Source organism: Achromobacter sp. KK8 (assembly GCF_054188005.1).
In genome coordinates this window covers 990,944-1,015,985 of the sequence record NZ_CM135178.1, presented here as the reverse complement: position 1 = coordinate 1,015,985, position 25,042 = coordinate 990,944, and the positions used below count along the sequence as shown (strand labels likewise).

The window sequence follows — 25,042 nt, the reverse complement described above, 5'->3', positions numbered from 1 at the left end:
TCACTCCGCGATGGCGACCGCGTCGGCGGCCTGCCAGGTCACCGACAGCGGCTGGCCGATGGCGTACTGCTCGGCCTGGCGGCGCGTGGGGTAGGCGACCACGAGCGGGGCGCTGTCGGGCGCGCCCGAATCGAGATAGAGCTTGGTCAGGCTGCCGGTCACCATCACGTCGAGCAGCTTGCCGGTCAGGGCTTGGCCGTGGCCCTGGGCGGGGCCGGCCTGCAGGTTCTGCGGTCGCACCATCAGCGTGACCTTCTGGCCGACCTTGACCGTGGCGCCATTGGACAGGGCCTGGCCGCTGACGCCCTGGTGCGCCAGCCTGACGGTCAGCGTGGCGCCGTCGATGGCCGTGACCTCGCCTTGGAGCAGGTTGGATTCGCCCAGGAAGTCCGCCACGAACAGGGTACGTGGGCGGAAGTACAGGTCGGCCGGCGTGCCCAGTTGTTCGATCGCACCGCCATTCATCAGGCAGATACGGTCCGACATAGTCATGGCCTCTTCCTGGTCATGCGTCACGTAGACGATGGTGGTCCCTAGTTCACGGTGGATGCGCTTGATCTCCAGCTGCATCTGGTCGCGCAGCTTCTTGTCCAGCGCGCCCAGGGGCTCGTCCATCAGGATGATCGCGGGGCGGTAGACCATGCAGCGCGCCAGCGCGATGCGCTGCTGCTGGCCGCCGGACAGTTCGCGCGGCAGGCGCGCGCCGACCTGCGGCAGCCGCACCATGTCCAGCGCTTCCTGCGCGCGCCGCTTCGCCTCGGCCGCCGGCACCTTGCGCATCTTCAGCGGAAAGGCGATGTTCTCCAGGATGGTCATGTGCGGGAACAGCGCATAGTTCTGGAACACCATGCCGATGTCCCGCTCGTACGGCGCGCCGTGGGTGACGTCGTTGCCGTCGATCAGCACGCGGCCCTCGTCGGGCCGGGCCAGGCCCGCGATCAGGCTCAGCAACGTGGTCTTGCCGGAGCCGGACGGGCCCAGCAGGGTCAGGAATTCGCCGCGGGCGACATCCAGGTGCGTGGGCGCCAGGGCGACGAAATCGCCATAGCGTTTGCCCAGGCCCGAGATTTGCAGATTGGAAGAAGACATGGCGTTCGGCGTATGCAGAGAATTACTTCAAGACCCAACCGTTGAAGCGCTCGAGCACGTCGCGCTGCTTGTCCAGCCAGTAGGCGGCGTTGATGTGCAGGCCGGTCTTGATGTTGTCGGGGTGGGTGGGGCAATTGCGCGCCACGTCGGCCTTGATGTGGTCGAACGCGGCGGGTTGGGTCACGCCGGCGGCGAAGAACTCGACCAGCGCGGCCTGGCGCTTGGGGTCCGAGGCGAACTTGATGAATTCGCGGCAGGCGTCGGCGTTGGGCGTGCCCTTCAGGATCGACCAGTTGTCGCAACCCCAGATGTTCTGGTCCCACACGATCTGCACGGGCGCGCCGTTGGCGATGGCCGATTGCGCGCGCGAGACCCAGGTGGCGATCATGTCGACTTCGCCGGAGCCCAGCATCTGCTCGACCTGCGCGCCGGTGTTCCACCACACGTCGACGGACGGCTTGATCTTGTCCAGGCTGGCCAGGGCGCGGTCGATGTCGCAGGGATAGACCTTGTCGGTCGGCACGCCGTCGGCCATCAGCGCTTCCTCGATGGTGTCGAACGGGTGCTTGCGCAGGCCGCGCCGGCCGGGGATGTTCTTGACGTCCCAGAAGTCCGCCCACGACGCCGGGGCGCGGCGGCCCTTGAAGGCGTCGGTGCGGTAGGCCAGCACGGTGGTGTAGACGTTGTTGCCCACGCCATAGGGCGACATGTATTGCTTGGGAATGGTGGCCACGACCGGGTCGGATTCCAGGCCGTGCTTTTCCAGGTAGACCTTGCCGCCTTCGGTGAGCATCAGGATGGCGGGCTGGCTGATCTTGGCCATGTCCCAGGTGTAGTTGCCGGTGTCCACCATGCTGCGGATCTGCGCGGTGGGCTCGGCGTTGGCCTGCACGCCCACCACCTGGATGCCGGTGGCGTCCGTGAACGGCTTGTAGAACACCGCGCCATAGGCCTTACTGTAGATGCCGCCGTCGTCGCGCACGACGATGCGCTTGGAAGCCGCGCGCGACGGCGTCCAGATCATCGGCATGGCCAGGGCGGCGACGCCAGCGGCGGCGGTCTTGAGCGCGCTGCGGCGCGAGGCGTTGTGGGAGGTGGATTTCATGGAAGGGCTCCAGCGGGACGGCGGACGGGAAGGGCGGCTTCAGGGCAGCAAGCGACCGGGATTGAAGAGAGCGGCGGGGTCGAAGCTGGCTTTCAGCGTGCGCATCATGGCCAGTTCGACCGGTGACTTGTAGTGCGCCATTTCGGCCAGCGACGTGCGGCCCACGCCATGCTCGGCGCTGAAGGTGCCCCCCAGCGCATCGGCCACGTCGTTGACGGCGCGGCGAATGGCGGCCGCCATGGCGTCGCGCTCGGGCAGCGCGTTCCAGGCGTCGAACGTGAAGAAGGGAATGAAGTGCACGTTGCCGTCGCCCAGGTGGGCCACGATCAGGATGGGCAGGTCCGGCACCAGGCGGCGCACGGCCTCGGTGGCGGCGGCGATGAAGCGCGGCACGCTCGAGACCGGCACGGCGCTGTCGGTGGTCAGGCCCACGCCGGCCTTCTTGTTGCCTTCCGAGACGCTATGGCGCACTTCCCAGAGCGCGGCGCGCTGGCTGTCGTTGCTGGCCACCACGGCATCTCGCAGCAATCCCAGTTCGAAGGCTTGTTCCAGGATCTGTTGCAGGACCTCCTGCAGCTCCGCGCCGCTGCCGGTGTCCGACAACTCCACCAGCACATGCCAGGGGTGCGCGCCGGGCAGTGGATTCTTGCGGCCGGGCACATGGGTCATGACGATGTCCAGCTGATTGCTGTCGATCATTTCGAAGGCTGACAGGCGCGAGCCGCATTGCTGCTGGAACAGGCCCAGGATGTCGAGCGCAGCCTGCGGATCGGTGGGCGCCAGCCAGGCGATGGCGTGGCGGTTGGGCAGGGGGTGCAGCTTCAGCACGGCCGCGGTCACGATGCCCAAGGTGCCTTCGGCGCCGATGAACAAGTGCTTCAGGTCGAAACCCGTATTGTTCTTGCGCAAGGCGGTCAGGCCGTTCCAGATCGATCCGTCGGGCAGCACGACCTCCAGGCCCAGGATGTTGTCGCGCGTATTGCCGTAGCGCAGCACGCCGGTGCCGCCCGCGTTGGTGGCGATGGTGCCGCCGATCTGGCACGAACCTTCCGCGCCCAGGCTGATGGGGTACAGGCGGCCTTGTTCCGCCGCGGCCTGCTGCACCGTGGCCAGCACGCAGCCGGCTTCGACTTCCATCGAATTGTTGGCCGGGTCCACGCGGCGGATCTGGCGCAGGCGCGACAGGTTGACGATAACGGGCGGCGGGCCGGCCTCGTCCGGCACCGCGCCGCCGCACAGGCTGGTGTTGCCGCCTTGCGGCAATACGGGGGTGGCGTAGTCGTTGCACAGGCGCACGATGTCGGCGACTTGCCGGGTCGACCCCGGCAGGGCCACGCACAGCGCCGCGCCTTTGTAGCGGCCGCGCCAGTCTTCGGTGTAGCCGGCCATGTCGGCGTCGGAGCGCAGGACTGCGCTATCGCCCAGCGCCTGGATAAGCGCATCGAGCAGGGGGGTACCTATGGTCATGTCTGTCGTCCCGTAGGGATCGGAAAGGTCGAGAACCGATCACGTTGAGACACAGCATACGATTACTTAAATTGCTTTTCGATTTAAATAATCGTATATCAATTGAATTTAGGGTATGTCCTAAGCGGGAAGGCCGGAATGGCTCACGCTAAAACAATCGAAATACAATTGATGTGTTTGTTATGTAATTTAATTGAAATCCAGCCAACAAGGAAGAGACATGCTGCCCAGCGTGATGGATTACCGGGCGCAGGCGCGCAGGCGGCTGCCCCGGTTGGCCTTCGATTATCTGGAAGGAGGGGCCGAGGACGGGATCTCGCTGCGCCATAACGTGGCCGCCTTTGGCGAGCTGGAATTCGTGCCGCAAGTGCTGGCGGACGTCACCGACTGCCACCTGGAAACCACCGTGCTGGGCGCGGCCGCGGCCATGCCCGCCATTGTCGGGCCGACGGGCCTGAACGGGCTGTTCTGGCCCGATGCGGACGTGCACCTGGCGCGCGCCGCGCATCGAGCCGGCCTGCCGTTCGTGCTGTCCACCGCATCGACCTCGCTGCTGGAAGACGTGCGCGCGGCCAGCGCCGGCGAGTTGTGGTTGCAGCTATACGTGCAACGCGACCGCCGCATCGCCGAACACCTGATGGACCGCGCATGGCACAGCGGCTACACGGTGTTGTTCCTGACGGTCGACGTGCCGGTGCATGGCAACCGCGACCACGACAAGCGCAACGGCTTCCAGCTGCCGCTGCGCCCTTCCGGCCGCCTGCTGCTCGACCTCGCGGCCCATCCGGGCTGGTGCTGGCGCATGTTGCGCGGCGGCGGTCCGCAGCTGAAGAACCTGGCTGTCAGTTCCAACGCGCGCGAGGACATCACCGAGCAGGCGTCCGCCCTGAGCCGGCAGATGGATATGGCCCTGACCTGGGACGACATCGATTGGCTGCGCCGCCAGTGGCCCGGCCGCCTTGTCATCAAGGGCATCCAGACGCTGGCCGATGCGCGCAGGGCGCAGGCCAGCGGCGTGGATGGCATCGTGCTGTCCAACCATGGCGGCAGGCAGCTGGAATGCGCACCCTGCCCGCTGGAAGTCCTGCCGGCTGTCGCGGCCGAACTGGGGCAGTCGCTCGAGGTGCTGGTGGATGGCGGGGTGCGGCGCGGCAGCGATATCGCCAAGGCGGTGGCGCTGGGCGCGCGTGGGGTGCTGCTGGGCCGCGCGCCGCTGTACGGGCTGGCGGGACGGGGGCCGCGCGGCGCGGGCGAGGTGCTGGCGATCCTGCGGACCGAACTGGAGAACACATTGCGGCTGCTCGGGCGTAATCGCATCGGCGCGCTCGACGCCGCGGCGGTGCGCAGGCGCCGGGCCATTTTCGATTGAGGAAAGGAATCAGGATGATGCAAGAAAAAATCGTCTTCATCGGCGGCGGCAACATGGCCAGCGCCATCATCGAGGGATTGCTCGGACAGGGCCGCCAGCTGGCGGATTTCCTGGTGATCGAACCCTTCGAGCCCACCCGCGCCGGCCTGCTCGCGCGCGGCGTGACGTGCCGCGAGAGCGTCGGCGCCGAGATCGCCGACGCGGCGCTGTGCGTGCTGGCGACCAAACCGCAGGTGTTGCGCGAGGCGTGCGGGCAAGTCCAGGCGCATCTACGCGCGCAGACGACGGTGGTCAGCATCGCGGCGGGGGTCAATCTCACGGCCTTGTCGCAATGGCTGGACGGCCATGCCCGTATCGTGCGCGCCATGCCCAACACGCCGGCCAAGTTCGGGCTGGGCATGACGGGCCTGTACGCCAGCCAGGCTTGCGGCGCGGCGCAGCGCGAGCAGGTGGACGCGTTGTTCGCCGCCGTGGGCGAGCGCATCTGGGTCGATCGCGAAACCCTCATCGACGCGGTCACCGCCGTGACCGGCAGCGGCCCGGGCTATGTGTTCCATTTCATGGCGGCGCTGGAAAAGGCGGCGCTGGCGCTGGGCTTTGGCTCGGTCGATGCGCGTCGCCTCTCGGTGGCGGCGTTTCGCGGCGCGGCCGAGCTGGCCGCGCGCGACGAAGCGCCCCTGGTCGAACTGCAGGAACGGGTGACCTCAAAGGGTGGCACCACCTACGCCGCGCTGGCGCATCTGCGCGAGGCAGGCGTGGCGCCCGCCATTACCGAGGCGGCGCTCAAGGCCGAGCAACGCGCGCGCGAATTGTCGGCGGGCTAGGTCAGCGCCGCCGCCCCAACCACCACAGCAGCAATACCGACGTGGCGATCGCCGCCACGTTGAACTGCATGGCGCTGGCGAACGCGCGCGCGTAGCGATCGCCGAGCGCCGCGTCGGCGTGCGCGTCCAGCGCGCCGCTGAACAGCATGCCGGCGGCGGACACGCCCAGCGCCGCGCCGACCTGTTGCAGCGTCGAGACCACGCCGGCGGCCATGCCGGCGTGATGGTCCTGCACCAACCCCAGCGCGAGGTTGACCAGCGGTGTATTGACCGCGCCCTGCGCGGCGCCCAGCCAGATCAGCGCCGGCACCAGCGACCAGGGCGCAAGCAGGGCGCCGGCCGCGTCCACCTGCCACATCAACGCGGCCGTGGCGCCGCCGTACAGCATCGCGGCCACCATGATGGCGCGCGTGCCGAAGCGCGCCACGAGTCGCGGCGCGGCCATCGAGCCCGCCACGAAGCCGACGCTGGCGGGCGCGAACACCGCGCCCGCTGTCAGCGCGTCCACGCCCAGCCCGGTCTGCAACAGCAGCGCGTAGCACAGGAACATCGCGCTGGCGGTGGAGAACACCAGCGTCACCAGCAGGCAGCCTGCCGCGAATCGGGGCTGCGTCAGCAGCGCCATATCGACCAGCGGCACGCGCCCGCCGGCGCCGGCGCTGCGCTGCGTCCACACGAACAGCGCCAGCAACGCGACCGCCGCCGCGCCGCAGGTCAGCGTCCACGCGGGCCAATGACGCGCCGGGCCTTCGACCAGCGCCAGCAGCAACAGGCCCAGTCCCGCCCCGACCAGCGCCGAGCCGCCCCAGTCCATCGGCGCGCCGGCGGTGTCGCGCGATTCGGGGATGTGGCGCGCCAGCCGCCAGGCCAGTACGCCAAGCGGCACGTTCACCAGGAAGATCGTGCGCCATGCCAGGCCGAACAGGTCGGCATGCACGATCCAGCCGCCCAGCACCTGGCCGGCGATGGCCGCCAACCCCAATGTCATGCCGAGCAGGCCGAAGGCGCGGCGTCGCGCGTGGCCGTCGTAGCTGACGCGGATCAGCGCGTAGACCTGCGGGAACAGCATGGCCGCGGCCACGCCCTGCAGCACGCGCGCGCCGATCAGCGTATTGGCGTCGGGCGCCAGTCCGCACAGCGCCGAGGCCAGCGCGAAGCCGGCCATGCCCAGCATGAACAGGCGGCGGCGCCCATGGCGGTCGCCCAGCCGGCTGCCGGCGATCAACAGCACGCCGTAGGCCAGCTCGTACGCGACGATGATGAAATTGATCTGCGCGAAGCTGGCCGACAGCATGGTCTGCATGCTGGGTATCGCGACGTTGACCACGAACAGGTCGAAGATCGTGATGAAGCCGCCGGACAGCAGCACCGCCAGGCCAAGGGGGCCGGGCGAGGCGGGCCGGGCGGGCGTGCCGGGGCAGGGCGAGGGGAGGGTGACGCAAGACATGAGCAGGCCGCGAGAGTGGGATCGGCGCTATTCTGTGGCCTGTTCGAGCCTCATACAATTTAGCTGTTTATGCTATTACTGAAGGCAATAGCCTATGCCCCGTTCCGCCTTGCATGACAGCGCTCCGGCCACCGCGCCGGCAGCGCGGGCCGACGCCCCCGGGCCGGGCGCGCAGCGGCTGGACCGCACCCGCGCCGACCTGGCCGAATTCCTGCGGCTGCGCCGCGAACGACTGAGTCCCGCCGCCGTGGGGCTGCCTGCTGGCGGCCGCCGCCGCACGCCCGGCCTGCGGCGCGAGGAAGTGGCGGCGCTGGCTGGGGTCGGCCTGGCCTGGTACACCTGGTTCGAGCAGGGCCGCAACATCAGCGTGTCGGCCACCTTCCTGGAAAACCTGGCGCGGGTGCTGAAACTGGACGCGGCCGAACGGCGCCACCTGTACCTGCTGGCGCACCAGCGCCCGCCGGCGGAGCCGGGACGCACCTGGTGCACCGTGCCGCCCCAGGTGCGCCGCCTGATGGACGACCTGTCCACCCGTCCCGCCTATATCCTCAACCTGCGTTGGGACGTGGTGGTGTGGAACGCCGCCGCCGAACGCGTGTTCGGTTTCGGCGCGCAGCCGGCGGGACGGCGCAATCTGTTGTGGATGCTGTTCGTGGATCCGGCGATGCGCGAACTGTTCGTCGATTGGGTGGCGCAGGCGCCGGCGATGCTGTCCACCTTCCGCCGCGATTTCGCCTCGGCCTCGGGCGCGCCGGACATCACCGAGTTGGTCGATGAACTCGAACGCGTGGCGCCCGATTTCAAGGCCTGGTGGCGCGAGCACGACGTGCATGGCGCCTGCATGGGCGTGCGCAGCCTGCGCCTGCCGGCGTTGGGCGAAGTGGCATTCGAGCATTCCACCCTGTCGGTCGATGAAAGCCGCCATCTGCGCCTGGTGGTCTACGCGCCCGCGCCGGATGAACCGCAGGCCGCGGCCTTTGCGCGCTGGCTGGCCCGCAAGCCGCGCGCGGCTGCGCGTGGCTCCAGGCAATAGACGTGGCGTGGCTCTAGGGCGGGGGCGAGGCGCACTTCTATAGTCGGGGCGATCCGCTTTCCATTCGCCACCGTCCGCCATGCCCGCTGAAATCCTGTCCCGCCGCAACGCCCTGTCTCTGCTCGTGGTGGTGGTGCTGGCCTGGGGCTTCACCTGGGTCGTCAGCAAGCTGCTGCTGCAATACATGACGCCGGTCTGGGCGGTGGCGGCACGCAGCGTTGTCGGCACTGCCGCGCTGCTGGCGCTGGGCCTGGCGCTGCGGCGCGTTGCCTGGCCGGTCAGGGCCGACATCCCCGTGATCCTGAGCGTGGGCCTGCTGCACATGGGCGCCTTCGCCGCGCTGGTCAGCCTGGGCCTGCAATACGTGCCGGCCGGCCGCTCGGTGGTGCTGGCCTACACCACGCCGCTATGGGTCATCCCGGCGGCGCGACTGTTCCTGGGCGAACCGATCGGCCGCGGACGGCAGCTGGGGCTGGCGCTCGGCCTGCTGGGGCTGGTCGTCATCTTCAACCCGCTGGCGTTCGACTGGCGCGATCACGATGCCGTGTTCGGCAATGGCCTGGTGCTGCTGGCGGCGCTGTGCTGGGCCGCCAACATCGTCTACGTGCGCGCGCATCGCTGGGTCACGCCGCCGTTCGAGCTGGCCTTCTGGCAGGCGTTGCTGGCATCGGTGGTGCTGACCGCCCTGGCCTGGGCGACCGAGGGCGCGCCGCGCGTGATCTGGAGTCCGGGGCTGGCCTGGCTGCTGGGCTATGGCGGCGTGTTCGGCATTGCCGTGGCGTATTGGGCGGCCGTGAACGTGAACCGGTCATTGCCCGCGGGCCTGACCGCGCTCGGCCTGCTGGGCGTGCCGGTGGTGGGCCTGCTGTGCTCGGCGGCGCTGTTGCGCGAGGCGCTGGGCCTGTCGCTGCTGCTGGGGATGGCATTGATCGTGGGCGGCATCGCCGCCGGGGTGCTGGGCGAGGCGCGCGGAGCCGTCGGATCAAAAGACGCTTGACGGCCTGAATCGTGTCTGTGTATCGTACGATCTATATCGTAAGATACATCGTAAGTAACACGTCAGACACCAGCGAGGCCTCCCATGCGCCATTTCCATTTCCTGACCGCCTTTGCCCGCGGCGCGCGCCACGAGTTGCGCGACGCCCATTCCGGACGCCGTGGCCATCACGGCTACCACCACGGCCACCAAGAATTCCACGAGCGCGCCGAGCGCTACGATCATCATGAACGCCACGGCCACCCGGGCGAACGCGAACACGGTCACGGTCGTGGCGCCCGCTACGCCACCGGCGACTGGCACGAGGGCGGCCGCGGCCGCCACGGACGCCATGCCGGCGGCGGGGGCGGCGGCTGGTTCGGCGGCCCATGGGGCGGCCGGGGCGGTGACGCCGACGACAGCTTCGGCGGCGATGGCCGCCACTTCGCGCGCGGCCGCAAGGTCACCGCTGACGACCTGCAGTTGATGCTGCTCGGCCTGCTGGAGCAGAACCCCAGCCATGGCTACGAGCTGATCAAGGCGCTGGGCGCCATGTCCAACGGCTTCTACACGCCCAGTCCCGGCATGGTCTACCCCGCGCTGACCTACCTCGAAGAGCTGGGCTACGCCACCGTCGAGCAGGAAGGCAGCAAGAAGCGCTATCACCTGGCCGATGCCGGCCGCGCGCACCTGCAAGCCAATCGCGAACGCCTGTCGGTGATGTTCAACAAGCTCAAGCACGTCGCCCGCAAGATGGACTGGATGCGCCAGGCCTGGAGCGGCGAACCGCGCGCGGCCGCCAGCGACGAGGACGCCGCCGGCTGGATCGACGAATTCGTGCATGCGCGCCAGGCGATCCGCCATGCGCTGCTGCAACGCACCGACGCGTCGCCGGCCGAGCAGCGCCGCATCGCCGCCATCCTGCGGCGCGCCACCGAGGAAATCACGGGCAAGGACCCTGCCTGATCCCGCCCGCCCCATTGGAGATTCCATGACCCAGACCGACCTGACCGTCGAACGCGTGCGCCATCCGCTCAAGATGCGCGTGCTGACCGTGGCCCGCGTGGAACGCATCGCCGGCCTGCTGGCCCGCGTCACGTTCCGCGGCGAAGACCTGCGCGACTTTGTGTCCGCCTCCTTCGACGACCACGTGAAACTGTTCTTTCCCGCCGACCCCTCGCAACCGCTGGCGTTGCCCGAGGTCGGGCCCGATGGCATCAAGTTCCCCGAAGGCGCGCCGCGCCCGGCCGCGCGCGACTACACCCCGCGCCGTTTCGACGCCGAGCGCGAGGAACTGGACATCGATTTCGTGCTGCACGGCGACGGCCCGGCCTCGAGCTGGGCCGAACAGGCGCAAGTCGGCCAGCGCCTGGGTATCGGCGGCCCGCGCGGTTCGTTCGTGGTGCCCAAGGGCTTTGACTGGCACGTGCTGATCGGCGACGAAACCGCGCTGCCGGCCATCGCCCGCCGCCTGGAGGAGCTGCCCGCCACGGCGCAGGCGCTGGTGCTGATCGAAGTGCCGGGCGCCGCCAACGAGATCCCCTTGCCGACCCAGGCCCGCGCTTCGGTGCGCTGGCTGCATCGCGACGGCACCGCGGCCGGCTACAGCACGTTGTTGCTGGAGGCCGCGCGCGAGTTGGCGTTGCCGCCCGGCGAGGGCTACACCTGGATCGCGGCGGAGTCGGCCGTGGCCAAGGCGGTGCGCGAGATCATGGTGGCGCAGCACGGCGTCGACAAGAGCCGCATCCGCGCCGCCAGCTACTGGAAGCGCGGCGCCATCGCGGTGCACGAGTCGCACGAAGACTGAGGCCGCCGCGTCCAGGCCGCCGTGCCCGGGCGCTACGGTATCGCGCATCATGTCCCGCTGTTGCGCGGCATCGGGCCGGCGCGGCTATGCCCGCGCCAACGCCAGCAGATTGGCCACGCGCCCGCCGGGCGCGTCGTCGCGCACCACCAGCCCCAGCACCGCGCGCGGCCAGTCCAGCGCGAAGGGGCGATAGACCACCCCGTCCGGCCGCAGGTGGCGCAGCGAGGCCGGCACGACCGCCACCCCCATGCCTGCCGCCACCAGGTTCACCGCCGATGACAGTTGCGGCGCGCGTTGGCCCGGCAGCGGGTTCACCCCGTGGCGGCGGCACGCCGCCATGATGTCGGCGCTCAGGCCATAGCCGGACTTGCGCGAATACTGGATGAAGCGTTCCTGCGCCAGGTCGGCCGGCGCCAGGCGCTTGCGCCGCGCCAGCGCGTGGCCCAGCGGCAGCGCCACCATCAACGCTTCCTCCGTCAGTTGCGTGAAGCGCAACCCGCCATCCATCGCGAATGGCGGCCGCACGAACGCCGCGTCGATCAAGCCGTCGCGCAGCCGCGCCACCAGCGTTTCGCTGTCGTCCTGCGACAAGGTCATTTCCACGTCGGGATATTGCTGCCGGTACAGGCGGATCAATTCGGTCACGACCGGATGGAACGAGGCCGATTCGGTGAACCCCAGCGACAGCTCGCCGACTTCGCCGCGCGCGGCGCGCTGCGCTGTCTGCACCGCGTCGTGCGCGCGTTGCAGGATGTCCTGCGCGCACGCCAGGAAGGCGCGGCCGGCGTCGTTCAGGCTGACGCCGCGCCCGCGCCGGTCGAACAACGGCGTGCCGACTTCCTCTTCCAGTTGCCGGATCTGCTGCGACAGCGGCGGCTGCGCCATGCCAAGCTGCTCGGCCGCGCGGGTGAAGTGCTGGGCCTCGGCCGTGGCGACGAAATAGCGCAGGTGGCGCAGTTCCATATCGGTATCCAAAAAGTACTAATTATAGATTTTCCATATATTGGACATTCTAGTTCCGCGGGACGATGATGCGGGCATCGATATCCCGTTTTCAAGGAATGCCCATGGCTACGACCCTTACTCCCGGCGCGCGTTTGCGCCAGCATCTCGCCCAGGACATCGTGGTGGCGCCTGGCGCCTACGACGGCATGTCGGCCCGCCTGGTGGCGGCCGCCGGCTTCAATGCGGTGTACGCCAGCGGCGGCGCCATCGCCCGCGCGGCCGGCTTTCCCGACATCGGGCTGCTGAGTTTCACCGAGGTCATGGACCGGGTCGAGAAAATCGTCGACGCCAGCGGCCTGCCGGTGGTGGCCGACGCCGACACCGGCTTCGGCGGGTCGGCCAACGTCGAGCGCACCGTGCGCGTCATGGAGCGCGCCGGCGTCGCCGCCTTCCATATCGAGGACCAGTCGTTTCCCAAGCGTTGCGGCCACCTGGATGACAAGAGCCTGGTGGACGCAGAGGAAATGTGCCGCAAGGTGCACATCGCGCGCCAGACGCTGGCGGATGCCGACACGCTGGTGATCGCCCGCACCGACGCCATCGCGGTGGAAGGCTTCGATGCCGCCATCGCGCGCGCCGAACGCTATGTGAAGGCGGGCGCCGACATGGTGTTCGTCGAGGCGCCGGAAACGCTGGAGCAGATCCGCGCCATCGCGGACCGGCTGCCGGGCCTGAAGCTGATCAACATGTTCTATGGCGGCAAGACGCCCCTGGTGCCGCTGCCCGACCTGGCGGCGATGGGATATCGCCTGGCCATCATCCCGTCGGACCTGCAGCGCGCGGCGATCCACGCCATGCAGGCCACCCTGGCGGCGATCCGCGCAAGCGGCGACAGCAGCGCGCTGGCCGATCGGTTGACCAGTTTCAAGGAGCGCGAGGAAATCGTGCAGACGCGCCGCTACCTGGCCCTCGACACGCAATAGCGGGGCGTGCGCGCGGCGCCCGCGCCGCGCTCACGCGCATTTCCTCACCGACGGCAGCCCTTCGGCAGCGACAACGGCCACAGCCGCTGGCCGTAGCTGCCGTAGAGCGTGCGCACGCCGCATTCCATGCCGACACGGGCCCGCACGGCGCCGCTTGCGTCCAGGATCATCGACTGCTCCCGGGTCGACACCACGGCGCGCTGGTTCGTGTAGTCGGAAGCCCACAGGTAGGCCGGCGCGATCGCCATGCGGCCCTGTCCGTCCGCATAGCCATATTGATCGCCGACCAGCGCGATCGAAAGGCCGTCGTGCCGGGCGCCCAGGTAGTCGAATGCCGGCCCGTTCGCCACGCCCTTCTCGTCGACCGCGCGCATGCCGCCATTGGGCTGCGCGACCACCGCCTGGCCTTCCGAGAATGCCGTGGCGTTGCCGGCCAGTGTCAGGCGGACCTTGCCGGCCGTGTCGACATAGGAGGTGGCCGGCATGCCCTGTCGTTCGTGGCGCCGCACCAGCCAGTCCGCGCCGGCGGGCCAGTACCACTCACCGGCCGGCAGGCTGGCGACGGTCTTGCCTTGCGTGTCGATCAGGCGCGCGCCATCGTCGCCGCTGAGCAGAGCCCGCGCCGGCGCGCCCTGGAACGCCGTGCCGGCCACCGGGCCGGGCGCGAACTGCCAGCGGCCCTGGCCGTCCACGTAGCCGTGGCGGTCGGCGCGGCGGACCGCGAGCCAGTCGCCCATCGCGGTGTAGCTGGCGTCCTGCAGATCGAGCGCATCGGAGGCGTCGGGCGAGATCACCCAGCGCTGCTTGTCGTTATAGGCCAGGAACGTGCCGTTGGCTTCGCGCGAGGCCTCCAATCCCGGCTCGAAGGGCGTCAGGGCGCGCCCGTCGCGATTGACCAGCGAGGTGGGGCGACGATACTCGTTCTCCTGCGGGCCGGGCTGCTGCACCAGCCACAGTTTGTCGCTGACGCGCTTGACGTCGTGGTGGCGCGGCGGCACGACCCATTTGCCCTGGAGGTCGATCACGCCCACCTTGCCGGGGCCGAGCGAGGCGGCCGCCTGGCCGTCGCGGAAGCCGCCGATGAACTGGAACACCGGGGCCGACACCTCCTTGCCGGCGTGGAAATCGTACAGGCCCCAGGGATCGCCTTCGGCGGCGGTCTTCAAGTAGCGCACCAGGCCGGGCGCGACCACTTCGGCCTCGAAATAATCCGGCAACACGTAGCGTTTGCCGGCGCGGTCGATCAGCTGCGTCACCCCCTTGGCGTAGACCAGCGCATAGCCCTGTCGGAAGGCGCCGATGTATTGCTGCATGGGCAAGTCCATCGGTTTGCCGCTGCCATCGAGCAACAGCACGCCCTCGTTGGTGTGCGCGGCGAAACGCAATTGGTCGGCGCCGAGCTTTTCGGCGTTGTCGTCGTCGGCGGCGTAGCCATCGCGTTCGCCATCGAGCGACACGACCTCGTTCCAGGCCTGGTCGGTGGCGACGCTGCCATCGGCCAGCAGCAGGCCCGCGCCGCCGTCGTTGCAGTGGCAATAGCCCTGGCCCAGCAGGCCGAGCGGTCCGCCCGGCACATCCAGCGGCATGTCCTGCAATTGCGAGCCTTGCGCCGCTTGCAGCGCTTCGGGCCGCAGCACCGTGCGGCCGTCGGCATCGAGTGCGTTGAGCAGTTGGCCGTCCTTGTCCGACAGCCACAGCTTGCCCTGGCGCAGCGTCAGCCGGCTGGCTTTCGCCAGCCAGGGCGGCGCGCTGTCGCCCTGCAGCCAGACGCCCTTGGGCGTCAGCAAGCCGGCGACCTGGCCGGCCGCATCGTGCAACAGCAGGTAGCCGCCTTCCTCCTGCACGGGCTGGAGGCCGGCGCCCAGCGTTACCGGCTCGGCACGGCCGGGAACGAACGCCTTGAGCGTCTCGCCTGACAGATAGAGCAGCGTATCGTCATGGAGCGTCGACGCTTGCGCTTCCTCCGGGGTCAGCGTCGTCAGTGTCTTGCCCGAGGCGTCCAGCAAGGCGTAACCCTTGCGCGGCAGCTGCGCGCTCCAGAAGGCGTTGCCCACGCGCGTCATGCGTTGATAGCCCCGGCCTTCGCCGATCAGTCCGCCGCCGGCGTCGATCAGCACGACTTCCTCCTCGCCGATAGCCAGCGCCACGGCGTCGCCCTTGCGTTGCGAGATGTCGCTGAAACTCGGCGCCACGCGCCAGTTCCAGTTGGCGTCGAGCAGGCCATACATCCCGTGGTTGTCGATCGCGATGAACAGATCCTTGCCATAGTGGGACAGGATGCGGATGCCGTCCCGGGCGTAGCGCCGTTCGCCATCGGGCGAGCGGTATTCTTCGCGGTAGCTGACCGATAGCCTGGCTGGCGACCCTTCGTGCAACCACGCGCTTTCGACGCTGGGATCGATCGCGTCGCCGACCGCCGCGCCGCTGCGATCGATCAGTTGGTACTGGCCGTCGCGCATCACCAGCGCCAACCCATTCTCGACGAAACTGAAGGCGGCGTCGTAGCGCGGCGGCACCGCCATCCGGCCCTTGGCGTCGACGTACCCCCACTTGCCTTGCCAGCGCACCGCCGCCAGGCCGTGGTGGAAGTCGCCCACGCGTTCGAACTGTGGCTTGATGGCCAGCCTGCCGTTGCCGTCGACGAAACCCCAGGCGTGCCGGCGCAGAGATTGGTCCATGGGGACCCGGTCGATCGGCTCCAGGGCGGATGGCAGCAGCACGGCGGCGCGATCGTCCGACAGCGTGCCGATGCAGCCGGTGGGGCCGTATTGGTCCTGGTCGCGGTAGACCGCGGCCGCATCCATCAGGCTGTCGACGCAGTTGGCCTGGCCATATCGATACTGCGCCTGGGCGGACAGGGAAACGCCGAGCGCGGCGACGGCGCAGGCGATGCGGGTGGCATGAAACGCGCGTGAGGTCATGATTGTTCTGCTTTGGCGGATTCGGGGGCGGGCGCGTATTCCATTTCGGCGGCGTCGGGGCAGGTGAGCTTTTCGCGCGGCCAGGTCAGCTTGCCCTGCCCATCCAGCACGATGACCTCGCCGCACATGACGCTGAACAGCGCCGTGGTGGCGCCGCGTTTGTCGATGAACTCCAGCAGGCCTTCGCGCCGCACCAGCGCGCGGCCTTCGTGGAAGTCATCGGCCCAGCCGAATTCAGGCGCGATCACGTAGCGGCCCGTCAGATCGATATAGCCCAGCAACTGGCCGCTGCGCTGGTCGCGCCTGGCCAGGGCCAGCCCGTCGCGCAGGGGGCCAAGACGGTTGAAGTACGGCCCGACGATACGCTTGCCATCGGCGTTGACGAACCCGTAGCGGTCGCCGTCGCCGCGGTAGGTCACCACGCCTTCGCTGGCGGTGCGCTCCTCGATCGTGAATTCGCCCTTGAAGCGCGTGATCTCGCGGCCCTGCAGATCGGTCATGACGCTTTGCGAGTTCTTGCGGTCGCGGAACACCACGCGCTTCATCGACGCCAGCGGCGTGCCGTCGCCAAGCTTTTCCAGCAGCGCCTTGCCGTTCTCGTTCATCACGCGGTAGCGCTGGCCGTCGTAGACGCGGGCCAGGCCTTCGGGTTGGACGAAGAACGGGTTGAACTCGCCAGTGCCGGCGGAAACCTTGAGATTGCCGCGCGCATCGATCGCGCCGTTGCTGGCGCGGTATTGCACATAGATCCAGTCGCCATATTGTTCCTGGCGATCGGGTTTGCCTTCGAACAGGCGGGTCATGCCGCCCTGCGCGTCGAACAGCAGCGTGGCGCCGTCCTTGCCTTGCGCCAGGTAACGGCCCTGCTTGAGATCCTGCGGCTTGTCGTGCAGCACCACGCTGCGCTTGCCGGTGCGCAGGTTGATCAGGCGGTAGTTGTCGCCGTACTCGGAGGCCTCCTCGCTTTTCGGTTCGCGCGCCAGCAGGTGGCCGTTGCCCAGGTATTCGAGTTCGTAGCTGCCGGAATAGGTGGCGGGCACGATCCATTTGCCTTGGCGGTCGATGACGCCCCAGCGATCGTTTTCCTGCGCCTTGGCCCAGTCGTCCTCGAAATCGTCGATGCGGTCCAGCGACGGCTTGACGGCCACGCTGGCGCCGCGGATGTTCCACAGGCCCCAGCGGCGCTGGCGCCGTTCATCCAGCGTGTAGTAGTAGAGCAGATCGCCGTCGAGCTTCTCGCCGTTGGCCGCGACCTGCGCCGGCAGCTTCTGCACTGTGCCGCGGGTATCGATAAGGATCGCGTTGCCCCGCGTCATGTCGGGCGTGCGGGCCCAGGCATAGGCGCCCTTGAAGCCGCCAATGCCGGCGTAACGGGGTTCCATGACCCAGTTGCCTTCGGCGTCGATGGTGCCGAACCGGCGTTCGCGGGTCTGTACCACCAGCGGCGCGACGGCGCCATAGGTATTCATGTCGTCCCAATCCGGATTGGTGACGATCTTGCCGGCACGCGTCAGGATGCCGTTCGGCTGCGTATAGTCCTTCGGGCGCAGCAGGGCCAGCGGCAGTCCATCGCCGTCCTGCCGCGCGTTGCGGGACCTGCCGCCGACAGGCTTGGCGGTGAAGGGCATGACCTGGTATTGCCGCAGCTGCTTTACCGTGTCTGCATCCAGCAGCGGCGTGCCGTCGGGCCGGTAGATCTGCACCAGCGTCCTTTCGGGATCCCTGCCGCCGGCGTCCGCGCTGGTGGCGGCGTCCGCGGCCGCGGCGGCGGCTTCGGCACCCGCGGCGGCGGCGTCGGCTACCGCCTGCGCGTCGGCTTCGACCTGCGCCGGATCCTGGGCCACGTCGATGTTGGCCGGGGCGGTCACCGTGTCGGCGGCCGCGGTTTCGATCGCGGCATCGGCCTCGGCCGCGGCAGTGGCCGCGGTCGCGGCATCGGCCTGGGTTGCGGCATCAGCCTCGGTCGCCCCATCGGCCTCGCTCGTTGGCCCGGCCGCGTCGCGCGCGGATGCATCGAACGGCGCCTGGCCATGAAGCCAGGCCAGGCCGTTGTTGACATTGACATCGCCAAAAACCGCCGGGACCACCTGGTGCTTGCCCGCCGGGTTTATCAGCACCACCGCGTCGATGTCGGCGAGCACTTTCCAGCCATCGGCTTCCTCCACGCTCAGGTAGTCGCGCGTGAAGGTGTAGAGCGGCTTCAGGGCGGCGTCCAGCAAGGCAAAGGGCGCCTTGCCCCGGGGTTTGGTCAGCCACAAACCTGGCACGACCCGCTGCACGGTTTCGTAACGGGTGGCGGTCAGCGGCGAACCGTCGGGGCGCACGAATTCCCACTCGTCCCGGCGGTACACGGCCAGCGTGTCGCCATCGCGCAGCGGCGCCTGTTGCGAGCGCAGCACATCGGGCGCGATGGCCCAGCGGCCATTGGCATCCAGCAGGCCCCACCAGCCGCCGTAGCGCAGACTGCGCTGCTGCGCCGGCAGGTAGCCCGATTCCGGCCGCGCCAGCGTCATCACGTCGGCGGGCAGCGTCAGGGCGTGTCCGGTCGCGGTGTTGAACAACTGCGGCGGCTGCGGCATTTCCATCGCCGCGAGTTTCTGGCCGGGCTCGAAGCCCCACGAGCGGGTGCCCAGTTCGAAAGTCTTGAGCACTTGCCCCTGGCGGTTGATCAGCACGTCGCGTTCTTCCGCCTCGACCAGCGCGGTGCCTTCGGCGTTGAAACCGGAGGCCCGCGTGAAGCGCGGCTTGATGGCCCAGTTGCCGCGCGCATCGATATAGCCCCACAGGCCATCGCGCTGCACCGCGGCCAGGCCGTTCTGGAACGACTCGGCTTCCTGGAACGCCGGCGTGATGACCATGCGGCCTTGCTTGTCGATGTAGCCCCAAGTCCCGGCCTGGTCGCTGGCCTTGCCTGTCAGCACCGCGGCCAGCCCTTCGGCATAGGGCCGGTTGCAGCTGACGTCGGGGTTGATGGCGTACGTGCGGCCGACGCAATCCTGCTGCCAGTCCGCGATCGATTCGGCCGTGGCGGGCAGGGGGCCGAAGCTGGCCAGCAGCGTGGCCAACGCCAATGGCCGCAGGGCGAACGCGCGCGTCATGATGCGCGCGCGTGTTGTGCGCGAAGGCGCGCGGACGTTACAGGACGGAAGAAGCGAAGCCGGACGTGCCGCATGGTCGGAATGCCTGCCAGAAGAGGAACGAAGGCAGCACTGTAACCAGCAGTAGCACTCAAAAAACCGGCAAATGTAACTATTAAGCACGAACCGTTAACAAGGCGTCCGTGTGTGCTTACGTGTCTGCTTACGCGTCCAGCCACGCCCCCTGCTGGCGCATGCGCGAGCGCAGCAGGGCGCGCGCCCGGGACAGGCGGCTGCGCACGGTGCCGACCGGCAGATTCAATTGCGCCGCGGCTTCTTCGTATGACAGTTCATCGGCGCAGATCATGATCAGCAGCTCGCTCAGGGCTGCCGGCATGGCGGCCAGCGACCGGTCCAGGATGCCGAGGGTCTGCCGCAGCTCGACGCAGGCTTGCGGGTCTGTCCGCGGATCGTGTTCCTCGACCAGTTCGTCCTCGCCAACGAAGGCGTAGCGCCGATCAGGCGCGCGCGCCAGATGGTTGCGGATCAGGTTGCGGGCAATGCCGAACAGCCAGGTCGACGCCTTGCTGTCGCCGCGAAAGCGGTCGTAGCAGGATGACATTTCCACGAAGGCCTGCTGCGTGATTTCATCGGCATCGGAACCATTGCCCACGTGGCGTTGCACGAAGCGACGCAGGCGTTCCGATTCCTCCCGCACCAGTTGGCTGACCGGGTCCGCACAGGCAGGGGCGACGGGAACGGAATGGGGAGCAGGGTGCATGGTGACGGTGCGGCTGTTCATGGACGGGATGCTCGGTGCGCCGGCATGGCCGGCGCCTGGCGCGGGCGCGCACCCATCCCGCGCGGAGCCCGGGCGGCCCGCGCACGAAGAGGCGTCGGGGAGTTCTGTGCAGCCCCCGCGATCCCCCATGGCCCCTTGCGGAAGGAGAAGGCGAAATGCTGCAAAACCAGTCTACGTTTGGAAGATTCGGTAGCAAATACGGCGCGTGCCGTATTTTTTCGGCGTCGGCAGGGGCGTGGAGGTGGCGGGCAGGCGGAGCGAGCGCGCCGTGCCGGTCAGGCGCTGGGCAAGCCCAGGCGGACCGCGTAGGCCACCAGTTCGGCGGTGCTGTGCAGCGACAGCTTGCGCATGAGGTTTTCGCGATGCTTGCGCGCGGTCAGCGGGCTGATGTGCAGCGCCGCGCCGATCTGCGCGGCGGTGGCGCCTTGCGCCGCCAGCGCCAGCACCTGTTGTTCGCGCCGCGTCAGGGTGTCGGCCGGCGCGGGCGTGTGGTTCGGCCGGGCGCGCGCCGGCCGGTCCGCGGGATCCTGGTGCAGCCGCTGGATCGCGGCCATCAGCTCATGCGAACTGCCGGTCTTGGCCAGGTAGGCGTCCGCGCCGGCCTCCAGGATCGCCTGGCGGCTGCGCGCGTCGGTATTGGCGGTGAGCACCATGATGTGCAGCGCCGGATGCCGATCACGCAGCGCGCGCACCCAGCCGGAACCGGCCACCCCTGGCATGCCCAGGTCCAGCACCAGCACGTCGGCGCCATGCGCCGCCAGCAATGCCAGCACCTGCTCGCCCGTGGCCGCCTCGTCGATCGTGCCGATCATGGCGGGAGCCTGTTGCAGCACCATCTTCAGGCCCTCGCGCACGATGCCGTGGTCGTCGGCCAGCAGGACGCGTAACAGGGGAGGCGGGAAGGGCAGGGTCATGGGGCGGATGGGGCGCCGCAGCTTGTGTCAGAATGATGCATCATTATAGGGACCGATCCAGGCGCATGACCGCCCCCGCCGCGCTCTCTCCGCCCCGCCCGCCGGGGTCCGCCGCGCCTCCCGCGGGTCCTCCCTCGCCCGCGCCGGTTGCCGATGCCGTCGCGACCGAACTGGCCACGCTGCTGTACAAGCAATCTTATGGCGTGCTGTTCGCCAATTTCGCCGTGGCGCTGCCTGTCGTCTACGTCATGCGCAACGCCGCCCCGGATTGGCTGCTGGCGTCGTGGATCGCCGTCGTGTACGCGCTGACCCTGGCGCGGGTCCTGGTCTGCCATCGTTTCCTGCGGCGCGGGCCCGGTCCGCTGCGGCCATGGATCCGGGGTTTCTGCCTGCTTTCCTGGACGTCGGGCCTGTTATGGGGCCTGGCGGGGGTGGTCGCCGTGCTGTCGGGGCAGGACATGATGCTGGCCTTCGGCTGTGTGATGCTGGCCGGCATGTGCAGCGGCGCGGTGCCGTCCTTGTCGGCCTATCCGCCCGCCTACGCCGGCTCGGCATTGGGCATGGTGGCGCCCTTCATCCTGGCCTGCGTGGCGGCGGCCGATGGCCTGCACCTGGTGTATGCCGCCTTCGGCGTCTGCCTGTTGCTGGTGAACCTGTATTTCAGCGCGGTCACCTATCGCAGTCTCAAGACCACCGTGGCGCTGCGCTTCGAAAACACGGCGCTGGTCCGGAGCCTGGAGCTCGAACGCGACCGCGTGGCCGCGGCCGACCGCGCCAAGACCCGCTTCCTGGCCGCCGCCGGTCACGACTTGCGCCAGCCGGTGCATGCGCTGGGCATGTTCACCGACATCCTGGCCAGCCGCGCCGAGAGCGGCAACGTCACGGCGCAGGACGCGCTGCACGTCGCGCGGCGCCAGCAGACCGTGCTCGACAGCCTGAACCGCCTGCTGGATGGATTGCTGGACGTTTCGCGCATGGATGCGCATCTGTTGCGGATCGAGGGGCGCGCCGTCGATCTCGATCAGCTGTTCGACGACATCCGCCTGGATTTCGAATCGCTGGCCCGCGCGCGCGGCTTGCGGCTGTCGGTCGCGCCCACCTCCCTGGCCCTGGACACCGATCCGGCCTTGCTGCGCCGCATCCTCGACAACCTGCTCACCAATGCCCTGTCGTACACGCCCAAGGGGGGCGTGCTGCTGTCGGCCCGCCGACGGCGCGGCGGCGTACTGATCCAGGTCTGGGACACCGGCGTGGGGATCGCCCCCGAGTTGCAGGAAGCCGTTTTCACCGAGTTCACCCGCGGCGCCGGCGCGCCAGCCTCGCCGCCTGCCGGGCAGGGCCTGGGACTGGGGCTGGCCATCGTGCGCCGCCTGGCAGGCCTGCTGCATGGCGAAATCACGCTGCGGTCGACGCCCGGCAAGGGGTCGGTCTTCTCGCTGTGGCTGCCGGCTGGCATTCCCCCGGCGCATGCAGCCGGCGAAAATTAATCAGTTGATCGGCGGCCGCGCCGCCCCTGTAATAGCGTCAACCGCCCGCCCGCGCGGGATCCGCCTTCACGCCAGGGGTTCGCCATGTCCGTCGCCGTTTCGCCGTCCGATCGTTCCCGCGCGTCGCGCAATCTGTGGCTGATGGTATTGGCCGGCGGCGTCGTCATGGGGCTGGCGCTGGGCGTGCGGCACGTGCAGGGCCTGTTCCTGCTGCCGGTCACCATGGAGCGAGGCTGGTCGCGCGAGACCTTCGCCATGGCCATGGCGGTGCAGAACCTGACGTGGGGCGTGGTGCAGCCGTTCACCGGCATGATCGCCGACCGCCATGGCTCGGCCAAGGTGATCCTGGGAGGACTCGCATGCTATGCCCTGGGGCTTGCCGGGATGGCGCATGCCGGCACGGTCACCGCCTTCATGCTGAGCGCCGGCGTCTGTATCGGCATCGCTTTGTCGGGCACGGCATTCGCGGTGATCTACGGCGCCCTCAGCCGCCTGGTGCCGCCCGAGCGCCGCGGCTGGGCGCTGGGCGTGGCGGGCGCGGTCGGCGGACTGGGGCAGTTCACCATGGTGCCCGCGGCGCAGTGGTTGATCGGCAGCCGCGGGTGGGTCGATGCGCTGCTGATCTTCGCGGTGGTGCTGGCCGTGGTCGTGCCGCTGGCATGGCCGCTGAAGGAAACGGCGCGCCAGGCCCCGGGCGGCGGCACGGCGCCGGATGAGCAGCCGCTGGGCGCCGCGATCCGGCAGGCGTTTGCCCAACCGGGCTTCTGGCTGCTGAACCTGGGCTTCCTGGCCTGTGGCTTCCAGCTGGCGTTCATCGGCACGCACCTGCCGGCGTACCTGATGGACAAAGGCATGCGGGCGGCGGACGCCGTCGCCGCGCTGGCCATCATCGCGCTCGCCAATGTCGCCGGCACCTACGTCTGCGGCATCCTGGGCGCGCATCACCGCCGCAAATACCTGCTGGCGGGCATCTATCTGCTGCGCACCGCCGCCATGGCGCTGTTCTTCCTGTTGCCGTTGTCGGCTGGCTCGGTCTACGTGTTCGCGGCTGTCATGGGCTTCGTCTGGCTGGGCACCGTGCCGCTCACCAACGGCCTGATCGCGCAGGTCTTCGGCGTGCGCTACATCACGACGCTGTTCGGCTTCGTCTTCTTCGGCCACCAGGTGGGGTCGTTTCTCGGCGTCTGGCTGGGCGGGCTGGTGTATGAGGCCACCCATTCCTATGACCTGATCTGGGTAGGGGCGATGGCGCTGGGCGTCCTGTCGGCGGCGCTGCATTGGCCCATCGATGATCGCCAGTTGCCGCGCGTCGGGGCCGCCGTGGCGGCCGGCTGAGCCAGGGCGCGATGCGAGCCGGCGCCCGGCGCGATCCCGCAAAGGGCGGGCATGGCTACAACGGCCGATGCTGCGTGCCCGCGCCCATGGTGATGTGCAGTATGCGACAGGACTCCGTCACCTTGAGCGTGTGCCAGGCGCCCTTGGGTATCACGTAGGCGTCGCCCGCCCGCAGGTGAACCGCCTGGATGCCGGTCGGCCACTCCAGCTGCAGTTCGGCGCTGCCGGACATCAGGCGCACGATCTCGTCGGCCTGGGGATGCATTTCCCATTGCGACCAGTCCGCGGCGCAGGCGTATTCCGACACCAGCCAGCCATCCCCATAGCGTTGCAGTTCGTCGCGAGGCAGCGACCAGAACGCGTCGCCGCCGGCCACCGTGGCGGCGTTGCCGGCGGCATCCAGGAAAACGTAATGCGAAGACAGGTCGGTCGGCATGGAGCGTCTCCAGTGGGTGGGGCGATACGCGCGTTATAACAGCGTTGCGGCCGTGTCGGTGGCGCGCGGCGTCCGGGGGCGAAAAAAGCTGCGATAATCCGGGACTTTCCCAGGGGGCGTCGGGTCGCATCCGGCGCAATGTCGGCATGAGCACAGGCTTTGACGGCGTACGGCCGGCATCCGAATCGTCCATCGAGATCGGCTTCTTCTACCAGGGCCGGCACTGCGTGGAACGCATCCGCGTCAAGCCCACCGCCGCCAACCTCAAGCGCGCCGCCGAGCGGCGCAACGCCATCCTCGCCGCCATCGCGCGCGGCGACTTCGACTACGACGCAGAATTCCCTCGACGCGCCGCTTCCTCCCGCTCCAGCAAGGACCCGACATGACCCGCGCCGCAGCAGTGCCCGTGCACGATCTGACCGCCGATGCCTTCAGCGCCTACGGCTGGATGCTGGGCAAGCCCATGCCCCTGGGCAACGGCGTGCCGCTGTTCAGCAACGACGCCACCGACTTCTGGCAGGAACATGTGTTCAACACGGGCGCTGGTGGCGATGCGCAAGTGTTGTGGGTGAACTACCGCAGCGCTTCGGCCGACGTGGCCAGCCTCGAAAAACACCTGCTGACGCAGCAGGCCATCGTGCCCCTGACCGGCGCCATCATCCAGGTGGTGGCGCGCAGCGCGGCCGACGGCACGCCGGACCTGGCCACGCTGGCGGCGTTTCGCGTGGAGCCGGGGCAGGGCGTCTGCATGCGGCCCGGCTGTTGGCATGCCACGCGCGTGACGGACGCGCAGGTCACCTGCCTGATGCTGACCCGCCGCTCGACCACGCTGGACCTGATCCAGCACCTGACGACCGACGCCGCCGCCAGTGAAAGCGCGATCGCGGCGATCCCCGCTTGCCGGCTGGACGTCCCGCATTCACAGGACTGACTTCCGCTCGGTGCGCCCGCTCGCCAAGGCGGGCCGGACCGTGGCGCGGCCCTGGGGGCGACGCTGTCATCGTCCCGCGGTTTCACTACGGTTG

The 25,042-nt window shown here is 69.0% G+C and carries 21 protein-coding genes; 11 read left to right on the top strand and 10 right to left on the bottom strand.

What is annotated here, in order from left to right:
- The 3 genes from ACVN9Z_RS04645 to ACVN9Z_RS04635 are packed head-to-tail and all read right to left on the bottom strand — an operon-like array spanning position 1 to position 3,661.
- Positions 1-1,089: an ABC transporter ATP-binding protein gene (locus tag ACVN9Z_RS04645; protein WP_458213178.1), complete on the bottom strand. Its 1,089-nt coding sequence runs from the start codon at positions 1,087-1,089 to the stop codon at positions 1-3.
- A gap of 22 nt (positions 1,090-1,111) precedes the next feature.
- The gene (locus tag ACVN9Z_RS04640) at positions 1,112-2,194 is read right to left on the bottom strand and encodes an ABC transporter substrate-binding protein (RefSeq protein WP_458213177.1); all 1,083 of its coding nucleotides are present in this window, start codon (positions 2,192-2,194) and stop codon (positions 1,112-1,114) included.
- A gap of 39 nt (positions 2,195-2,233) precedes the next feature.
- The gene (locus tag ACVN9Z_RS04635; protein ID WP_049054099.1) at positions 2,234-3,661 is read right to left on the bottom strand and encodes an FAD-binding oxidoreductase; all 1,428 of its coding nucleotides are present in this window, start codon (positions 3,659-3,661) and stop codon (positions 2,234-2,236) included.
- 220 nt (positions 3,662-3,881) lie between these two features.
- Between ACVN9Z_RS04635 and ACVN9Z_RS04630 the strand changes: the two genes are divergently transcribed.
- A complete protein-coding gene (locus tag ACVN9Z_RS04630) occupies positions 3,882-5,030 on the top strand; it encodes an alpha-hydroxy acid oxidase (protein ID WP_024070549.1) in 1,149 nt (382 codons plus the stop codon).
- Between the two features lie 14 nt (positions 5,031-5,044).
- The gene (gene proC / locus ACVN9Z_RS04625; RefSeq protein ID WP_458213176.1) at positions 5,045-5,854 is read left to right on the top strand and encodes a pyrroline-5-carboxylate reductase; all 810 of its coding nucleotides are present in this window, start codon (positions 5,045-5,047) and stop codon (positions 5,852-5,854) included.
- A 1-nt stretch (position 5,855) separates the two neighbouring features.
- Here proC and ACVN9Z_RS04620 read toward each other — a convergent pair whose 3' ends face one another.
- Complete coding sequence (locus ACVN9Z_RS04620; protein WP_458213175.1) at positions 5,856-7,301, bottom strand: MFS transporter; 1,446 nt, start codon at positions 7,299-7,301, stop codon at positions 5,856-5,858.
- A gap of 94 nt (positions 7,302-7,395) precedes the next feature.
- On the opposite strand from ACVN9Z_RS04620, the gene ACVN9Z_RS04615 reads away from it, so the two are divergent.
- From ACVN9Z_RS04615 to ACVN9Z_RS04600, 4 genes are all read left to right on the top strand, one after another.
- Entirely contained in the window at positions 7,396-8,334 is a 939-nt protein-coding gene (locus tag ACVN9Z_RS04615; protein WP_458213174.1) for a helix-turn-helix transcriptional regulator, read from the top strand.
- A 79-nt stretch (positions 8,335-8,413) separates the two neighbouring features.
- Positions 8,414-9,331, top strand: a complete 918-nt coding sequence (locus ACVN9Z_RS04610; protein WP_173000039.1) for a DMT family transporter — start codon at positions 8,414-8,416, stop codon at positions 9,329-9,331.
- Positions 9,332-9,415: 84 nt separating this feature from the next.
- Positions 9,416-10,276, top strand: a complete 861-nt coding sequence (locus ACVN9Z_RS04605) for a PadR family transcriptional regulator (protein WP_047991987.1) — start codon at positions 9,416-9,418, stop codon at positions 10,274-10,276.
- Positions 10,277-10,301: 25 nt separating this feature from the next.
- A complete protein-coding gene (locus ACVN9Z_RS04600) occupies positions 10,302-11,117 on the top strand; it encodes a siderophore-interacting protein (protein WP_024070543.1) in 816 nt (271 codons plus the stop codon).
- Between the two features lie 84 nt (positions 11,118-11,201).
- On the opposite strand, the gene ACVN9Z_RS04595 is transcribed toward ACVN9Z_RS04600, so the two are convergent.
- Complete coding sequence (locus tag ACVN9Z_RS04595) at positions 11,202-12,080, bottom strand: LysR family transcriptional regulator (RefSeq protein WP_035199499.1); 879 nt, start codon at positions 12,078-12,080, stop codon at positions 11,202-11,204.
- A gap of 104 nt (positions 12,081-12,184) precedes the next feature.
- On the opposite strand from ACVN9Z_RS04595, the gene ACVN9Z_RS04590 reads away from it, so the two are divergent.
- Entirely contained in the window at positions 12,185-13,045 is an 861-nt protein-coding gene (locus tag ACVN9Z_RS04590; protein ID WP_020926146.1) for an isocitrate lyase/PEP mutase family protein, read from the top strand.
- Between the two features lie 44 nt (positions 13,046-13,089).
- On the opposite strand, the gene ACVN9Z_RS04585 is transcribed toward ACVN9Z_RS04590, so the two are convergent.
- The 4 genes from ACVN9Z_RS04585 to ACVN9Z_RS04570 form a co-directional block, all read right to left on the bottom strand.
- Entirely contained in the window at positions 13,090-15,966 is a 2,877-nt protein-coding gene (locus ACVN9Z_RS04585; protein ID WP_458213173.1) for a WG repeat-containing protein, read from the bottom strand.
- A complete protein-coding gene (locus tag ACVN9Z_RS04580; protein ID WP_458213172.1) occupies positions 15,963-19,064 on the bottom strand; it encodes a WG repeat-containing protein in 3,102 nt (1,033 codons plus the stop codon). Before ACVN9Z_RS04580 ends, ACVN9Z_RS04585 begins: the two co-directional genes overlap by 4 nt.
- Positions 19,065-19,266: 202 nt before the next feature.
- Positions 19,267-19,845: an RNA polymerase sigma factor gene (locus ACVN9Z_RS04575; protein WP_020926149.1), complete on the bottom strand. Its 579-nt coding sequence runs from the start codon at positions 19,843-19,845 to the stop codon at positions 19,267-19,269.
- Between the two features lie 275 nt (positions 19,846-20,120).
- Positions 20,121-20,759, bottom strand: coding sequence for a response regulator (locus tag ACVN9Z_RS04570; RefSeq protein WP_054482512.1), 639 nt, complete (start codon positions 20,757-20,759; stop codon positions 20,121-20,123).
- Positions 20,760-20,824: 65 nt separating this feature from the next.
- Here ACVN9Z_RS04570 and ACVN9Z_RS04565 point away from each other — a divergent pair, with 65 nt between their 5' ends.
- Together ACVN9Z_RS04565 and ACVN9Z_RS04560 are read left to right on the top strand one after the other, a co-directional pair.
- Positions 20,825-22,246: a sensor histidine kinase gene (locus ACVN9Z_RS04565; protein ID WP_458213171.1), complete on the top strand. Its 1,422-nt coding sequence runs from the start codon at positions 20,825-20,827 to the stop codon at positions 22,244-22,246.
- 84 nt (positions 22,247-22,330) lie between these two features.
- On the top strand, positions 22,331-23,581 hold the full coding sequence (locus ACVN9Z_RS04560; protein ID WP_054448644.1) for an MFS transporter: 1,251 nt from the start codon (positions 22,331-22,333) through the stop codon (positions 23,579-23,581).
- A 55-nt stretch (positions 23,582-23,636) separates the two neighbouring features.
- Here the strand turns inward: ACVN9Z_RS04560 and ACVN9Z_RS04555 are convergent, their stop codons facing one another.
- Entirely contained in the window at positions 23,637-24,017 is a 381-nt protein-coding gene (locus ACVN9Z_RS04555; protein ID WP_006385683.1) for a cupin domain-containing protein, read from the bottom strand.
- Positions 24,018-24,163: 146 nt separating this feature from the next.
- Between ACVN9Z_RS04555 and ACVN9Z_RS04550 the strand changes: the two genes are divergently transcribed.
- Both ACVN9Z_RS04550 and ACVN9Z_RS04545 read left to right on the top strand, forming a co-directional pair.
- Positions 24,164-24,403, top strand: a complete 240-nt coding sequence (locus ACVN9Z_RS04550) for an Arm DNA-binding domain-containing protein (RefSeq protein WP_006385684.1) — start codon at positions 24,164-24,166, stop codon at positions 24,401-24,403.
- Entirely contained in the window at positions 24,400-24,948 is a 549-nt protein-coding gene (locus ACVN9Z_RS04545) for an ureidoglycolate lyase (RefSeq protein ID WP_006385685.1), read from the top strand. The genes ACVN9Z_RS04550 and ACVN9Z_RS04545 overlap by 4 nt, the downstream gene beginning before the upstream one ends.
- The last annotated feature ends 94 nt before the right edge of the window (positions 24,949-25,042 follow it).

What these genes read in the sequence shown, in the direction of transcription:
- ACVN9Z_RS04645 (WP_458213178.1), bottom strand. Translation starts at nt 1,089, where the DNA reads ATGTCTTCTTCCAATCTGCAAATCTCGGGCCTGGGCAAACGCTATGGC.
- ACVN9Z_RS04640 (WP_458213177.1), bottom strand. Translation starts at nt 2,194, where the DNA reads ATGAAATCCACCTCCCACAACGCCTCGCGCCGCAGCGCGCTCAAGACC.
- ACVN9Z_RS04635 (WP_049054099.1), bottom strand. Translation starts at nt 3,661, where the DNA reads ATGACCATAGGTACCCCCCTGCTCGATGCGCTTATCCAGGCGCTGGGC.
- ACVN9Z_RS04630 (WP_024070549.1), top strand. Translation starts at nt 3,882, where the DNA reads ATGCTGCCCAGCGTGATGGATTACCGGGCGCAGGCGCGCAGGCGGCTG.
- proC (WP_458213176.1), top strand. Translation starts at nt 5,045, where the DNA reads ATGATGCAAGAAAAAATCGTCTTCATCGGCGGCGGCAACATGGCCAGC.
- ACVN9Z_RS04620 (WP_458213175.1), bottom strand. Translation starts at nt 7,301, where the DNA reads ATGTCTTGCGTCACCCTCCCCTCGCCCTGCCCCGGCACGCCCGCCCGG.
- ACVN9Z_RS04615 (WP_458213174.1), top strand. Translation starts at nt 7,396, where the DNA reads ATGCCCCGTTCCGCCTTGCATGACAGCGCTCCGGCCACCGCGCCGGCA.
- ACVN9Z_RS04610 (WP_173000039.1), top strand. Translation starts at nt 8,414, where the DNA reads ATGCCCGCTGAAATCCTGTCCCGCCGCAACGCCCTGTCTCTGCTCGTG.
- ACVN9Z_RS04605 (WP_047991987.1), top strand. Translation starts at nt 9,416, where the DNA reads ATGCGCCATTTCCATTTCCTGACCGCCTTTGCCCGCGGCGCGCGCCAC.
- ACVN9Z_RS04600 (WP_024070543.1), top strand. Translation starts at nt 10,302, where the DNA reads ATGACCCAGACCGACCTGACCGTCGAACGCGTGCGCCATCCGCTCAAG.
- ACVN9Z_RS04595 (WP_035199499.1), bottom strand. Translation starts at nt 12,080, where the DNA reads ATGGAACTGCGCCACCTGCGCTATTTCGTCGCCACGGCCGAGGCCCAG.
- ACVN9Z_RS04590 (WP_020926146.1), top strand. Translation starts at nt 12,185, where the DNA reads ATGGCTACGACCCTTACTCCCGGCGCGCGTTTGCGCCAGCATCTCGCC.
- ACVN9Z_RS04585 (WP_458213173.1), bottom strand. Translation starts at nt 15,966, where the DNA reads ATGACCTCACGCGCGTTTCATGCCACCCGCATCGCCTGCGCCGTCGCC.
- ACVN9Z_RS04580 (WP_458213172.1), bottom strand. Translation starts at nt 19,064, where the DNA reads ATGACGCGCGCGTTCGCCCTGCGGCCATTGGCGTTGGCCACGCTGCTG.
- ACVN9Z_RS04575 (WP_020926149.1), bottom strand. Translation starts at nt 19,845, where the DNA reads ATGAACAGCCGCACCGTCACCATGCACCCTGCTCCCCATTCCGTTCCC.
- ACVN9Z_RS04570 (WP_054482512.1), bottom strand. Translation starts at nt 20,759, where the DNA reads ATGACCCTGCCCTTCCCGCCTCCCCTGTTACGCGTCCTGCTGGCCGAC.
- ACVN9Z_RS04565 (WP_458213171.1), top strand. Translation starts at nt 20,825, where the DNA reads ATGACCGCCCCCGCCGCGCTCTCTCCGCCCCGCCCGCCGGGGTCCGCC.
- ACVN9Z_RS04560 (WP_054448644.1), top strand. Translation starts at nt 22,331, where the DNA reads ATGTCCGTCGCCGTTTCGCCGTCCGATCGTTCCCGCGCGTCGCGCAAT.
- ACVN9Z_RS04555 (WP_006385683.1), bottom strand. Translation starts at nt 24,017, where the DNA reads ATGCCGACCGACCTGTCTTCGCATTACGTTTTCCTGGATGCCGCCGGC.
- ACVN9Z_RS04550 (WP_006385684.1), top strand. Translation starts at nt 24,164, where the DNA reads ATGAGCACAGGCTTTGACGGCGTACGGCCGGCATCCGAATCGTCCATC.
- ACVN9Z_RS04545 (WP_006385685.1), top strand. Translation starts at nt 24,400, where the DNA reads ATGACCCGCGCCGCAGCAGTGCCCGTGCACGATCTGACCGCCGATGCC.